The sequence below is a fragment of the Streptomyces sp. Edi2 genome (assembly GCF_040253635.1).
Classification (GTDB): Bacteria; Actinomycetota; Actinomycetes; order Streptomycetales; family Streptomycetaceae; genus Streptomyces.
Map to the genome: position 1 here is coordinate 2,147,788 of NZ_JBEJGX010000003.1, position 14,524 is coordinate 2,162,311.

At 71.6% G+C, this 14,524-nt stretch carries 10 protein-coding genes; 5 read left to right on the forward strand and 5 right to left on the reverse strand.

Annotated features, from left to right (window positions below; translation table 11 throughout):
- Positions 1–40: 40 nt before the first annotated feature.
- The 3 genes from pgfA to ABR737_RS12935 all read right to left on the reverse strand — a co-directional run bounded on the left by pgfA (position 41) and on the right by ABR737_RS12935 (position 3,379).
- Entirely contained in the window at positions 41–1,057 is a 1,017-nt protein-coding gene (gene pgfA, locus ABR737_RS12925) for a cell envelope lipid trafficking protein PgfA (RefSeq protein ID WP_350250328.1), read from the reverse strand.
- 111 nt (positions 1,058–1,168) lie between these two features.
- A complete protein-coding gene (locus ABR737_RS12930) occupies positions 1,169–1,303 on the reverse strand; it encodes an SPW_0924 family protein (protein ID WP_328387654.1) in 135 nt (44 codons plus the stop codon).
- A 258-nt stretch (positions 1,304–1,561) separates the two neighbouring features.
- A complete protein-coding gene (locus tag ABR737_RS12935; RefSeq protein WP_350250329.1) occupies positions 1,562–3,379 on the reverse strand; it encodes a lytic transglycosylase domain-containing protein in 1,818 nt (605 codons plus the stop codon).
- Positions 3,380–3,531: 152 nt separating this feature from the next.
- On the opposite strand from ABR737_RS12935, the gene ABR737_RS12940 reads away from it, so the two are divergent.
- Complete coding sequence (locus ABR737_RS12940; protein ID WP_350250330.1) at positions 3,532–4,485, forward strand: DUF4184 family protein; 954 nt, start codon at positions 3,532–3,534, stop codon at positions 4,483–4,485.
- 49 nt (positions 4,486–4,534) lie between these two features.
- On the opposite strand, the gene ABR737_RS12945 is transcribed toward ABR737_RS12940, so the two are convergent.
- Together ABR737_RS12945 and polA are read right to left on the reverse strand one after the other, a co-directional pair.
- Positions 4,535–5,239, reverse strand: coding sequence for a rhomboid-like protein (locus tag ABR737_RS12945; protein WP_350256768.1), 705 nt, complete (start codon positions 5,237–5,239; stop codon positions 4,535–4,537).
- 186 nt (positions 5,240–5,425) lie between these two features.
- On the reverse strand, positions 5,426–8,164 hold the full coding sequence (gene polA / locus ABR737_RS12950) for a DNA polymerase I (RefSeq protein ID WP_350250331.1): 2,739 nt from the start codon (positions 8,162–8,164) through the stop codon (positions 5,426–5,428).
- Positions 8,165–8,515: 351 nt separating this feature from the next.
- Between polA and ABR737_RS12955 the strand changes: the two genes are divergently transcribed.
- From ABR737_RS12955 to ABR737_RS12970, 4 genes are all read left to right on the forward strand, one after another.
- Positions 8,516–10,801: an FdhF/YdeP family oxidoreductase gene (locus tag ABR737_RS12955; protein WP_350250332.1), complete on the forward strand. Its 2,286-nt coding sequence runs from the start codon at positions 8,516–8,518 to the stop codon at positions 10,799–10,801.
- Positions 10,802–10,917: 116 nt separating this feature from the next.
- Positions 10,918–11,391 (forward strand): PaaI family thioesterase, encoded by a 474-nt coding sequence (locus ABR737_RS12960; protein WP_350250333.1) that lies wholly within the window; start codon positions 10,918–10,920, stop codon positions 11,389–11,391.
- A gap of 484 nt (positions 11,392–11,875) precedes the next feature.
- On the forward strand, positions 11,876–13,096 hold the full coding sequence (locus tag ABR737_RS12965; RefSeq protein WP_350256769.1) for a branched-chain amino acid ABC transporter substrate-binding protein: 1,221 nt from the start codon (positions 11,876–11,878) through the stop codon (positions 13,094–13,096).
- 495 nt (positions 13,097–13,591) lie between these two features.
- Positions 13,592–14,521, forward strand: a complete 930-nt coding sequence (locus ABR737_RS12970) for a branched-chain amino acid ABC transporter permease (protein ID WP_350250334.1) — start codon at positions 13,592–13,594, stop codon at positions 14,519–14,521.
- Positions 14,522–14,524: the final 3 nt, after the last annotated feature.

The window sequence follows — 14,524 nt, forward strand, 5'->3', positions numbered from 1 at the left end:
GAGGGGCGCGGAGGCGGCTCGCTGACGTCATGTGTCCACGTTACGGCCCGGCACTGACAACGCCGTCGCCGGACGACGGCGGCGCGGGGGCGGGCGCCTTGCCGGCCGGGGTGCGAGGGCGGCGGCCGCGGGCTTCGAGGTGCAGGCTCAGGGCGAGCAACGCGGCGCCGAGGACGAGGAATCCCCAGGGGAGGTAGCGGGTGAGCAGGAGGACGAGGGTGCGCTGAGAGGTCACCAGGGCCACGGTGGAGTCGATGTAGTCGCCGCGCATCTTCACATGGCCGGCGAACGCGGTGACCTTGCCGCCGCCGGGCAGCAGTTGGCCGCCGCGCAGCTCCTCCTGGTGGATCTCCTGGCCGTTGACCGGCGCGCCGGTGACCGGCTCCACCCAGAACATCCGCTTGGTGGTGTACCAGCGGGTGGTGCCCATCTTCTCGACGGACCGGGGGGTGATGCCCTTGACCGGCATCTTCTTGGGGAGAGCGACCTTGGTCCAGGGGACGGTCTGCTCGAAGTAGTAGACCTCCAGGCCGTGGAAGGTGCGGGTGCCCCTGTAGTGGATGGGGGCCGAGGTGCGGGTCTGGGCGTCGAAGTAGGCGTAGTCGCGCTTCTCGGTGAGGAACGGCCACTTGTACTCGATGCCCTCGCGGCGCACCGGGTCGCCGTCGACCATCTCGCCGGTGGCGTGCACGGGTTCCTGGGAGTGTGCGTCGAACAGGTAGCGCTCGGGGATTTCGGAGACCATCTTGCCGTCGGGACCCACGACGTAGGACAGCGCGTCCCAGACGACGACATCGCGGCCGGCGGACTGCTCGATGCGCTCGGACGCGGCGACATCGCCCTTGAGGGTCTGCACGATGGTGACCTCGGGGACGCGCTCGGCCTTCATCGTCCCGTAGTTGAGGAGGGTGGCGGGCCTGGCCTCCAGGACCATGCCCTGGTACTGGCCGGGCGGGATCTTGGCGAGCCGCGGAAAGGCGTACCACCGCATCAGCGGGGACAGGGCGGTGAAGAAGACGGCGAGGGCGAGCAGCACCAGGCTCGCCGGGCGGCGCATCCCTCGCGCTTCTCCGCCCCGGCGGGGGCCCGCGGTGCCGGAGCCGGCCGGGGGCACGGGGGTGGTCCCCCCGGTGGGCGCAGTGCGGCGCATGGCGGTGGCGTCCCTCCCTCAGGGGTGCTTGGGGACGGTGGTCAGCAGCGGCTTGGGCGAGGTCGTGCCGCGGGGTGCGCCGATCGCCGCGAGGGTGAACACGAGGGCGAGCGCCGCGGCCAGTCCGGCCGCGGCTGCTGTCAGGGCGCGCATGGTCGGCCTCCCGAGAGCTGATGCATCGTCAGGGAGGGGGCACCGTAGCAACGAGCGGCCGAGATGAGAACACGTGACACCGCCGTCCTGCCCTGGACGGCGGGCAGGACGGCGGTGGGGGGGCCGGCGCGGCGGCCGGCCCGGCTGGGGGTCCCGGCTGGTCGGTTCGGCCATGGGTCCGGGGCCGGCGGGCGCGATACCGGACCGGACCGGCCCGCGCGGCGCCGGTCCGGCCGCGGCGACGGGCCGGGAGTGCGGTCAGGAACCGGCCGGGGCGGCGACCTTCAGCTTGATGGTGAGTACGGCGCCGTCGGCGGTGGTCAGCCGCAGCAGGAACGTACCGGCGTGCGTATCGGTGTAGATCTTCGGGAGCTTCAGCAGGCCGTGGGCGTCGGTGGTGAGCCCGGTGAGGGTGCGGACCGGCTTGTCCTTGTCGTCGCCGGTGGCCGCGGGGTCCTTGAAGTAGGGGCCCTTGTCGTTCTCCTCGGGCTGCTCCGGGTCGTCGGTGACCATGGTCGCGGTGACCGCCGCGCCCGGCGCGATCTTGCCCTGGTAGGTCGCCTTGACCTCGACCGCGTCCTCGGCGAAGGCCTGCCCCGCGGTCGCCGTCAGCTCCTTGTCCGAGGTGCGGCGGAGCTTGTCGGCCTTCGGGGCCGGCTTGGCCTTGACGGTGGCGCCGAAGGCGACGGCGGGGGCGGTACGGCCCACGGCGGTGGCCCGGATGGTGAAGGCGCCGGCCGTGTCGCCCGCGCGCAGTGTGGGAGCGGTGGCGAGGCCGTCCTTGTCCGTCGGGACGGTGACAGAGGTGGCGTTGCCGGGGAAGCGGGCGCCGGTGGTCTTGGGCAGGGTGAAGCGGACCGGGGCGCCGGCGACGGCCTTGCCGGCGGCGTCCTTGGCGCGCACCTGCGGCGAGGCGGCGAACTCGGCGCCGGCGACGGCGCTCAAGTCCTTGTCGCCGACCCGTTCGAGAGTGGCGAGCCGGGTGGGCTCGGTGGGCGGCTTGGGCGTGGGCTTCGGGGTCGGCTTGGGCGTGGGCTTCGGGGTCGGCTTCCCCGTATTGCCGCCCGGGGTGTGGCCGGTGCCGCCCGAACCCCCGGGCTCTCCGGGGCGGTTCGGCGTGCCGGTGCCCGGTCCGCCGGACCCCGTATGCCGGCCCGGTGCGGGAGAGCTGTGGTGGGGGCGTGTGGCGTCGCCGGTACGGCCGCCGCTGTGGCCGCCGGACGTGCCGGCGCCGTCGCGGTGCACCGGGAGGACGCCCCGGCCGTCCGGGACCTCGTGGGTGCCCTTGCGGTAGAACGCGTACCAGGACAGCACCGTCCGCAGATACTCCTCGGACGCGTTGTAGCCGAGGATCGCCCGGTCCAGGTCGCCCTGGACCGACAGATCGCGGCCGCCGGCGCAGAGATAGCGGCCCGCGGCGAGGGCGGCGTCGAAGACGTTGTGGGGGTCCTTCTTGCCGTCGCCGTTGCCGTCGGCTCCCCAACCGGTGCCGTTGGGACCGCCGTTGGACCAGGTGGAGGGGATGAACTGCATCGGGCCCACGGCACGGTCGTGGGTGAGGTCGCCGTCGTAGCGGCCGCCGTCGGTGTCCTTGATCAGGGCGAAACCGTGGCCGTTGAGCTGCGGGCCGAGTATCGGCTGAAGGGTGGCGCCCTCGGCGTCGACGGCACCGCCGCGCGCCTGTCCGGACTCGACCTTCCCGATTCCGGCGAGCAGTTGCCAGGGCAGACGGCAGCCCGGATCGGATGCGCCGACCGCCGAGGCGGCCTTCTTGTACGCGGCCAGGACGGTGGCGGGCAGACCGGCTTCGGCGGGCCCGGTGCCGAGGGCGGGGCCCTGGCCGGTGTGGTGCGTATCGCGCGGCGGTACCGGCCGGTGGACGGGCGGCCGGTCGGTGAAGTACGCCGAACCACCGTCGATGGGGGTGTCGGCGGGTGGCGTGGGCTTCTGTCCCTTGGCGGCCGAGTCCTCGGTGGCGGCGGGCGCCTGAGAGGCGGTCAGGGCGGCGAGCACCACGGCCGCCACCGCTGTCGAGGCCGCTCCCCTCCGGAGCCGCCTTCGGAATGTGGCTGCCATACGTGGTTCCCCTCCGCGTTGCCCTACCGCGCCGTTGACGCGGTGTTGCGCTCCCCAGCGCTCCAACTCAGGCGAGACTACGACAACTCGGGCCCGGCATCTACCACCAGCATCGGACACATAATGATCTGAATCGATCCAGGAGAGGCGCCATGCCGTTCACGCTCAGTCACGCCGCCGCCGTGCTCCCCGCCATGCGGCGGACCGGCGCGGCACGTGGTCCGTTGGTCGCCTCGGCGCTCGTGGCGGGTTCGTTCGCCCCGGACATGACCTACTACGCGGCCGGTGCGGTGCCGGGCGCCATGGAGTTCGGCGAGGTCACCCACGCGCTGCCCGGCGTGCTGACCGTGGACGTCCTGTTCACCGCGGCGCTCGTCGGCATCTGGCTGCTGCTGCGCGAACCGCTGCTGGCGCTGCTGCCCCGGCGCCGGCAGGGTCCGCTCCACGCCCTCCTGCGCGGGCGGCCCTGGCGCCCCCGAGGTGCCCGCGAACTCGCCGCTCTCGTGGGCGGGTTCCTCCTCTCCGCGGTGCTCGGGGCGGCGAGCCATGTCGTCTGGGACGCCTTCACCCACCCGGGCCGCTGGGGCACCCGGCTGGTTCCCGGACTGGACCGGGTGGTGGGCGGCCTGCCGGTCTGTACGTATCTCCAGTACGGCACCTCGGCACTCGCGCTGGTGGCGATGGGCGCGTTCGTGTGGCCGGCCCTCCGGGGGCGGGGCGGCGGCGCGGCGGCTGCCGGGGCGCCCGTACCGGTCGCGGTGCCGGTGCTGACCATGCGGCTGCGGCTGCTGCTGTCCGCCCCGCTCGTGCTGTGCGTAGTGGTCGGCGCCGTGCACCGTGTGCTGCGGGCCCGCGCCGTATACGGTCCCGCGGCGGCCGCGGCCGACTACCTTCCGTCCGCGCTCTTCGGCGCCGGGGCCGGCCTCGCCCTCGGGCTGCCGCTCTTCGCGGTGGCCGTACGGCTGCTGCACCGCCGCGCCCTCCGCACCCGGGCGACGGGCGGCACCGGCCGGCCACCGCTGCCCGCGGCGCAGCCCGCGCCCCGGGCGGTGACGCCGTCGGGTGCCGCAGCAGCGTCGCCGGACGCCTCGGCCCGCGCCGAGTGACGGCACCCGCGGGCCTGCGGCACACCCCGCGCCCGCCGCACCCGGCGGGCTACTCGACGAGCGCCGGGCCGGGCGGTGGCACCGGGGCAGGGGCCAGGGCGGTGCGCCGGGCGGCCCGCAGCAGGAAGGCGCCGCAGCCGAAGCCGATGGCGGCCGCCAGCAGATGTCCGACGGTGGTGAAGTCGGGCAGCCCCCCGCTCCAGTCGGCGCCGAGCACCGGCCAGGCGACGACACCGGCCGCGGCGAGCCACCGCGCCCGGCGCAGCAGGAGCGCCCCCGTCGCGAGCACCGCCTCGGACCCGTAGCTGATGCCGAAGTCAGGGGCGTGCCGGACGCTGTCCGGGTACCAGCCGTGGGCGAGGGCCACAAGGATCAGCGGCACGGTGAGCAGCGTGGCCGCGAGATGCCCCAGAACGAAGATGCCGTAGGCACGCCCCGGTCCGTAGCGCCGTTCCAGCCACGCCAGGCACACGATGACCCCGAGGCCGAGCGTGATCAGTGTGCCGGCGAAGGCCTCCGAAGTGACCTCGGTCAGCGTGCCGTCGAAGAACAACATGCTGCCCGCCAGCACCCGGAGCGGACGGTCGTGGAGATTGTCCAGATGGGTACTGACGGCGAGCACCACGCGCTGCGCCTGTGCCGTGGACAGCACCGCGGTGCACCACAGATGGGTCGACAGCAGCAGTCCGGCATAGCCGGCCGTGACCGGGCTGCGGGAGACATAGGTGCCCAGAGCTCGGGCCGCACGGCGCATCACGGGGTGATCAAAGCAGGTGCTTCCGCAGTGAACACGATCCATGACGCGTCCGGCGACGACCGGGCCCGGCGCCATGCCGAACAGACCGGAACCGGCCGCAACTCGGCTCCCTACGCGCCGGGTTGCAGGCGGCGCGGGCGGTGACGCCGTGGTGTGCCCGCGTCGCCACCGCCCGCTTCGCGCTCAGTGCGCGGCCGACTCCCAGTCCTTGCCGGAGCCGACCGAGACATCCAGCGGGGCGCTCAGCTGGACCGCCGCGGCCATCTCCCGGCGGAGCAGTTCCTCGACCTTCGTGCGTTCGCCGGGGGCGACCTCGACGACGATTTCGTCATGGACCTGGAGCAGCATCCGCGACCGCAGCTCGGCGGCCCGCATCGCCGCGTCCACCCGCAGCATCGCGATCTTGACGATATCGGCGGCGGTGCCCTGGATCGGGGCGTTCAGCGCCATCCGCTCGGCCATTTCGCGGCGCTGGCGGTTGTCGCTGTTGAGGTCGGGGAGGTAGCGGCGGCGGCCGAGCATGGTCTCGGTGTAGCCGATGGCGCGGGCCTCCTCCACCGCACGCTGGAGGTAGTCGCGCACCCCGCCGAAGCGCTCGAAGAAGTTGTCCATCAGCTTGCGGGCCTCGTCGGGCTGGATGCCCAGCTGCTGGGAGAGGCCGAACGCCGACAGGCCGTACGCCAGGCCGTAGGACATCGCCTTGATCTTGCGGCGCATCTCCGGGTCGACCTTGGTCTTGTCGACCGAGAAGACATGGGAGGCGACGGTGGTGTGCAGATCCTCGCCGGAGGCGAACGCCTCGATCAGGCCCTCGTCCTCGGAGAGGTGCGCCATCACCCGCAGCTCGATCTGGCTGTAGTCGGCGGTCAGCAGCGACTCGAAGCCCTCGCCGACGACGAAGCCGCGGCGGATCGCCCGGCCCTCGTCCGTACGCACCGGGATGTTCTGCAGGTTGGGGTCCGTGGAGGACAGCCGTCCGGTGGCCGCCACGGTCTGGTTGAAGGTGGTGTGGATCCGGCCGTCGGCGCCGATGGTCTTGATCAGGCCCTCGACGGTGGTCCGCAGCTTGGCCTGCTCACGGTGCCTGAGCATGATCACCGGGAGCTCGTTGTCGGTCTGCGACGCCAGCCAGGTCAGGGCGTCGGCGTCGGTGGTGTAGCCCGTCTTGGTCTTCTTGGTCTTGGGCAGGCCCAGCTCACCGAAGAGGACTTCCTGCAGCTGCTTGGGCGAGCCGAGGTTGAACTCGTGGCCCGCGGCGGCATGCGCCTCCTTGACGGCCTGCTGCACCGCCCCCGCGAACTGCTGCTCCATCCGCTCCAGCCAGCCCCGGTCCGCGGCGATACCGGCCCGCTCCATCCGGGCCAGCAGCTCGCTGGTCGGCAGCTCCACGTCGCGCAGTAGCTCGGCCGCGCCGACCTCCGCCAGCTTCGCCTCGAACGCCGTCCCCAGGTCGAGGACCGTACGGGCCTGCACCATCAGGGCGTCCGCCTCGGCCTCCTCGTCCGCGCCGAAGGCGAGCTGGCCGTCGCCGGCCGCGGCCGGGGCGAGATCACGTCCCAGGTATTCGAGGGACAGCGCGTCCAGCGCGAAGGAGCGGCGGCCGGGCTTGACCAGATAGGCGGCCAGGGCGGTGTCCATGGTGACGCCCTCGATGCGCCAGCCGTGCTCGCCGAAGACCCGCATCAGGCCCTTGGCGTTGTGCATCACCTTGGGACGGGCGGCGTCCGCACTCCAGGCGGCGAAGGCCTGCTCGTCGGCCTCGTCGAGCTGGGCGGGGTCGAACCAGGCGGCCGGGCCCGCGGGGGCCGCCAGCGCCACCTCGGCGACGCTGCCGCTGCCCAGCGTCCATACGTCGACCGTGGCCACACCCAGCGGGCCCGTGCCGTGTTCGGCCAGCCACGGAGCGAGTTCGCCGGTGCCGAGGACCGTGCCGTCCACCGCGACGCCCGGGGCCGGGGCGGCCTCCTCGGCGGCCTCGGCCGCTCCGGGGTCGACGGCGTGCAGCCGGTCGCGCAGGCCCTGGTTGCGGATCTCCAGCCCGTTGAGGAACACCGTGAGCGCTTCGCGGTCGTACGCCTCGCGGGTCAGCTCCGCCGGGCCGCACGGCAGCGCGACATCGCGCACCATCTCCGTGAGCCGGCGGTTGAGCTTCACCGCGTCCAGATGCTCACGGAGGTTGGCGCCCGCCTTGCCCTTGACCTCCTCGGCGCGCTCCACCAGCTCGGCGAACGAACCGAACTGGTTGATCCACTTCGTGGCGGTCTTCTCGCCGACGCCCGGGATGCCGGGGAGGTTGTCCGACGGGTCGCCGCGCAGCGCGGCGAAGTCCGGGTACTGGGCGGGGGTCAGGCCGTACTTCTCGAAGACCTTCTCCGGGGTGAAGCGGGTCAGCTCCGAGACGCCCTTGGTGGGGTAGAGGACCGTGACGTCGTCGGAGACCAGCTGGAAGGAGTCGCGGTCGCCCGTGACGATCGAGACCTCGAAGCCCTGGGCGGTGGCCTGCTCGGTGAGCGTGGCGATGACGTCATCGGCCTCGAAGCCCTCGACCGCGAACCGCTTGACGCTCATCGCGTCGAGCAGCTCGCCGATCAGCTCGACCTGGCCCTTGAACTCGTCGGGGGTCTTGGAACGGTTCGCCTTGTAGTCGGCGAACTCCTCGGACCGCCAGGTCTTGCGCGAGACGTCGAAGGCCACCGCGAAGTGCGTGGGCGCCTCGTCGCGCAGGGTGTTCGCGAGCATCGACGCGAAGCCGTAGATCGCATTGGTCGGTTGTCCCGTGACGGTCGTGAAATTCTCCACGGGCAGGGCGAAGAACGCCCGGTATGCCATGGAATGCCCGTCCATCAGGAGCAGGCGGGGACGGCCGCCCGCCGCCGCCTCGGTGCCGGTCGCTTCGCTCTTCTTCGCTGCCTTTGCTGCCACGCCCCCGATCCTGCCACGCCCCACTGACAATCCCCGCCGCGACGGTCACGGCTCCTCGCCGCGGCCCGGCCCCGGGCCGGCTCCGGACACCGCCCCGGCCCCCTTGGCGCACTCGCTCCGGACCACCACCGGCACACCGCCCCGTCCGCCTCCGCACACGCCCCGGCCCGACGCCGCACACCACCCCGGTCCGCCCCGGCCGCCCCGCCGCAGCCGCACCCCCGCTCGCCCCTACACCACCCCCCGCGTCCGTGACAGGATCAGATGCGTACAGCAACGATCCGCTGTGTACCGAAACGATCCGCCGCACCCGGCGGAGCGAGCAGCAGCTCAGGCTCAAGGGAGAGCGCCATGGCAGGCAAGCCGCCCGCGTCGGACCCCGTCCAGGACGCGCCCCAGGTCAGCGAACCCCAGCACTCCGCCGTAGGGCTGCCGGCGATCACCCACGCCCTGCGCATCTCCCAGCAGCAGATGGGCGTGCGCCGTACCGCCCTCACCCTGCTGCGCGTCAACCAGCGGGACGGCTTCGACTGCCCCGGCTGCGCCTGGCCCGAGCCCGACAAGCCGCACACCGCCGAATTCTGCGAGAACGGCGCCAAGGCCGTCGCCGAAGAGGCCACCTTGCGCCGGGTCACCCCGGACTTCTTCGCCGCCCACTCCGTCGCCGACCTCGCGACCCGCAGCGGCTACTGGCTCGGCCAGCAGGGCCGCCTCACCCACCCCATGTACCTCCCCGAGGGCGGCGACCACTACGAGCCGGTGACCTGGGAGCGGGCCTTCGACATCGTCGGCGAGGAGCTGACCGCCCTCGGCTCCCCCGACGAGGCCGTCTTCTACACCTCCGGCCGCACCAGCAACGAAGCCGCCTTCCTCTACCAGCTCTTCGCCCGCGAGTTCGGCACCAACAACCTCCCCGACTGCTCCAACATGTGCCATGAGTCGTCGGGCTCCGCGCTGACGGAGACCATCGGCATCGGCAAGGGCAGCGTCCTCCTGGAAGACCTCTACCAGGCCGACCTGATCATCGTCGCCGGGCAGAATCCGGGCACCAACCACCCCCGGATGCTCACCGCCCTGGAGAAGGCCAAGGCCGGCGGCACGAAGATCATCTCGATCAACCCGCTGCCCGAAGCCGGCCTGGAGCGTTTCAAGAACCCGCAGACCCCGCGCGGCCTGGCCGGCGGCGGCACCGCGCTCACCGACCTCTTCCTCCAGGTCCGCCTCGGCGGCGACCAGGCGCTCTTCCGCGCGCTCAACCGCCTCCTCCTGGACACCGACGGCGCCCTCGACGAGGACTTCATCCGCGCCCACACCCACGGCTTCGAGGAGTTCGCGCAGCAGGCCCGCGCCGACGACGACTGGGACGAGACGCTGCGCGCCACCGGCCTGACCCGCGCGGAGATCGACCGCGCCCTGGCCATGGTCCTCGCATCGCGCCGCACCATCGTGTGCTGGGCGATGGGCCTGACCCAGCACAAGCACTCCGTCCCCACCATCCGGGAAGTCGTCAACTTCCTCCTGCTGCGCGGCAACATCGGGCGCCCCGGGGCCGGCGTCTGCCCCGTACGCGGCCACAGCAACGTCCAGGGCGACCGCACCATGGGCATCTTCGAGCGCCCCGCCCCCGCCTTCCTCGACGCCCTGGAGAAGGAGTTCGGCTTCGCCCCGCCCCGGGAGCACGGACTCGACGTCGTCCGCGCCATCCGCGCACTGCGCGACGGGCAGGCCAAAGTGTTCTTCGCGATGGGCGGCAACTTCGTGGCCGCCACCCCCGACACCGACGTCACCGAGGCCGCCGTGCGCCGCGCCCGGCTGACCGTCCACGTCTCCACCAAGCTCAACCGCTCACATGCGGTCACCGGCGCCCGTGCGCTGATCCTGCCGACCCTGGGCCGCACCGAACGCGATCTGCAGGCCGGCGGCGAACAGTTCGTGACCGTCGAGGACTCCATGGGCATGGTGCACGCCTCCCGGGGCCGCCTGGCACCCGCGAGCCCCCAGCTGCTGTCCGAGACGGCCATCGTCGCCCGCCTGGCCCGCCGCGTCCTGGGCGAGGAGAGCCGCACCCCCTGGGAGGAGTTCGAGAAGGACTACGCGACGATCCGCGACCGCATCGCCCACGTCATCCCGGGCTTCGAGGACTTCAACACCAAGGTCGCCCGCCCCGGAGGCTTCGCCCTCCCGCACGCCCCCCGGGACAGCCGCAGCTTCCCCACCGCCACCGGGAAGGCCAACTTCACCGCCGCGCCCGTCGCCTACCCCGCCGTCCCCGAAGGACGGCTGCTGCTGCAGACACTGCGCTCCCACGACCAGTACAACACCACCATCTACGGCCTCGACGACCGCTACCGCGGCATCAAGAACGGCCGCCGCGTCGTCCTCGTCCACCCCGACGACGCCCGCGAACGGGGCCTGGCCGACGGGGCGTACACCGACCTGGTCAGCGAATGGACCGACGGCAGCGAGCGGCGCGCGCCCGGCTTCCGGGTGGTGCACTACCCCACGGCGCGCGGCTGCGCGGCGGCCTACTACCCCGAGACCAATGTGCTCATCCCGCTCGACCACACCGCCGACACCAGCAACACCCCCGCGGCCAAGTCCCTGGTGATCCGCCTGGAGAGCCCCCGCGAGGACTGACCGCCACCGGGCCGCCGGACGGGAACAACAACCCCGCGCTGAGCGCTTGCTCAGGGGCCTGATAGGAACAGGCACGGATCGACGACGATCACGGGCGAGCGAACGGAGCCGTAGGCATGGGTGAGCAGAGCACGACCAAGTTTCCGCAGGAGATCCTCGACCAGTGGGCCGGCCTCGGCCTCGACCTGCCGTCCTTCTTCTCCGCCGGCCACCTCGGCGAGCGGATGAGCGTGCAGGTCACCGAAGCCGCCCCCGAGCGCGTCGTCGGCACCATGCCGGTCGAGGGCAACACCCAGCCCTACGGACTCCTGCACGGCGGCGCCTCCGCCGTCCTGGCCGAAACTCTCGGTTCCGTCGGCTCCATGCTGCACGGTGGTCCCACCAAGATCGCGGTGGGCGTGGACCTCAACTGCACCCACCACCGCGGCGCCCGCTCCGGCCTGGTCACCGGCGTCGCCACCCCCGTACACCGCGGCCGTTCCACCGCCACCTACGAGATCGTCATCACCGACGAGCAGGACAAGCGGGTCTGCACCGCCCGCCTGACCTGCCTGCTGCGCGACACCGACGCCGACGTCTACCGCAGCTGACCCGCACCGGCCGGCGGACCGCCGGCCGCCCTCACGGCCCCGCACCCCGACCCCGGGAGCGGGGCCGTCCGCATTGCCGTAACCCTGCGTAACACGCGCGGCCCACGACGGGGGCACCAACTCCCGTCCCCCGCACGGCCCCCGGCACCCCCGCGCACATCCCGTCCGATATCCGGACACTCTTCCGCCACCGCACGCCCCATCCCCCCGTGGAAGTGCGAGTTCGCCCTCCGCACCGCGTTCGCCCTCCGGTGTAAGGACCATAACGGCATAACGCTCATCGAAGGTCATAACAAGAGCGTCACATCCTGCTCAGCGCATCTGCCGGTGCGACGAACACCGCTCTAGAGTCACGGCCAGTCACCGCGCCGCCGGGTGCGCTGCACGCACGGAGCCTCTACGGCCCGTACGGCCCGGTGTGCGATCCGGCCATGCGACAGTCGTGGCCGCGCCAGGGAAAGGACTGATCGTGCGTCACCGTTCCTTGCTCATCCTCACCACCGCAGTCACCACCGGCGCCCTCACGCTCTCCGCGTGCGGTTCGCGCGGCGACGACACCAAGAGCGGCGAAGGAAAGTCCACGGTCGTCATCGGCCTCGACGCCCCCACCACCGGCGAGCTCTCCGCGCTGGGCCTGGGCATCCGCAACTCCGCCCAGCTCGCCGTCAACACCGCCAACAAGACCGGCGAGGTCAAGGGCGTCACCTTCAAGCTCGAAGCCCTCGACGACAAGGCCCTCCCCAACGCCGGCCAGCAGAACGCCACCAAGCTCGCCGGCGACAAGGACGTCCTCGGCGTCATCGGCCCCCTCAACTCCGGCGTCGCCCAGTCCATGCAGCAGGTCTCCAAGCAGAACAACCTCACGCTGATCTCCCCGGCGAACACCACCCCCGACCTCACCCAGGGCAAGGACTGGAAGCAGAACAACCGCGTCCGCCAGTTCCCCACCTACTTCCGCACCGCCACCACCGACGAGGTCCAGGGCGCCTTCGACGGCCAGTACGCCTGGGAGAAGATGAAGGCCAAGAAGGCCTACATCATCGACGACCAGAAGACCTACGGCGTCGGCCTCGCCTCCTCCTTCAAGGACCAGTTCGCCAAACTCGGCGGCAAGATCGTCGGCACCGAGCACGTCAGCCCCGACGACCGCGACTTCAAGGCCGTCGTCTCCAAGGTCAAGTCCGCCAAACCCGACATGGTCTTCTACGGCGGCGAATACCCCGCCTCCGGCCCCCTCAGCCAGCAGCTCAAGGACGGCGGCGTCAGCGCCCCCGTGATGGGCGGCGACGGCATGTACAGCAGCGACTACATCAAGCTGAACAAGAAGGCACAGGGCGACTACGCCTCCTCCGTCGGCAAGCCCGTCGAAGAGCTCCCCTCCGCCAAGAAGTTCATCGCCGACTACAAGGCAGCCGGCTTCAAGGAGGGCTACGAGGCCTACGGCGGCTCCACCTACGACGCCACCTGGGCCGTCATCCAGGCCGTCAAAAAGGTCGTCGAAGCAAGCGGCGGCAAGCTCCCCGACGACGCCCGCAAGCAGGTCGCCGACGCCATGAACAAGGTGACCTTCGACGGCGTCACGGGCCCCATCGCTTTCGACAAATACGGCGACACCACCAACACCATGATCACCGCCTACCAGGTCGACAAGGGCGCCTGGGCCTCCCGCTTCAGCGCCGAATTCAAGAAGTTCGACAAGAGCTGACCGACCGCACCGCACCGCACCACCTCACCCCGGGCCGCGCCAGGACGCACCAATGACCCTGGCGCGGCCCGTGGCTCACCGGGCACCCCGGACACGGGCATCCCGGACCCAGGCACCCAGGACACGGGCATCCCGGGCACCGCGGAGTCCGCTCTGCTCGCTCCCACGCCCCGGCCGGATCTCTCTTTGCCGGGCGGTCCGGGGACCGCGCTCCCGGCCCGGCCCGGATCCCTCACGCCCAGCCGGCCCGGATCCCTCGCAGCCAGCCGTTCCGGATCCCTCGATCCCAGCTGGCTCTCATCCCTCAATCCCAGCCTGGATCCCTCACAGCCAGCTGGCTCTGATCCCTCGATCCCAGCCGTTCCGGATCCCTCAATCCCAGCTAGCCCCGATCCCTCACACCCAGCTAGCCCCGATCCCTCACACCCAGCTAGCCCCGATCCCTCACACCCAGCTAGCCCCGATCCCTCACACCCACCCAACGGAGGCCCCGCGGTGAGCGAACTGCCGCAACAGCTGGCCAACGGACTCATCCTCGGCGCGATGTACGGACTCATCGCGATCGGCTACACGATGGTCTACGGAATCGTCCAGCTCATCAACTTCGCCCACGGCGAGATATTCATGGTCGGCGGCTTCGGAGCGCTCAGCGTCTTCCTCGCTCTCCCCGCCGGCACCCCTCTCGCCCTCGCCCTGCCGGTCATGCTGCTCGGCGGCATCGCCGTATCCGTCCTCGTCGGCATCGCGGCCGAACGGTTCGCCTACCGACCGCTGCGCGGCGCACCTCGCCTCGCCCCCCTCATCACCGCCATCGGCCTGTCCATCGCCCTCCAGCAAGCCATCTGGAAGTGGTACCCCGACGGCAAACAGGCCCGCGTCTTCCCCCAGTTCAAGGGCCACGCCTTCGACATCCTGGGCGCCACCGTCCAGCGCGGCGACGTCTTCGTCCTGATCGCCGCCCCCACCTGCATGATCGCCCTCGGCTTCTTCGTCGCCAAAACCCGCAGCGGCCGCGCCATGCAGGCCACCGCACAGGACCCCGACACCGCCAAGCTCATGGGCATCAACACCGACCGCATCATCGTCCTCGCCTTCGCCATCGGCGCCGCCTTCGCCGGCGTCGCCGCCGTCGCCTACGGACTGCGCACCGGCGAGGTCCAGTTCCGCATGGGCTTCATCATGGGCCTCAAGGCCTTCACCGCAGCCGTGCTCGGCGGCATCGGCAACATCTACGGAGCCATGCTCGGCGGCGTCGTCCTCGGCATCGCCGAAGCCCTCGCCACCGCCTACATCGAGGAAATACCCGGCATGGAGCAATTCGGCGGCGGAGCCTGGAAGGACGTCTGGGCTTTCGTCCTCCTCATCCTCGTACTCCTGTTGAGACCCCAAGGCCTCCTGGGCGAACGCGTCGCGGATCGGGCGTGATAG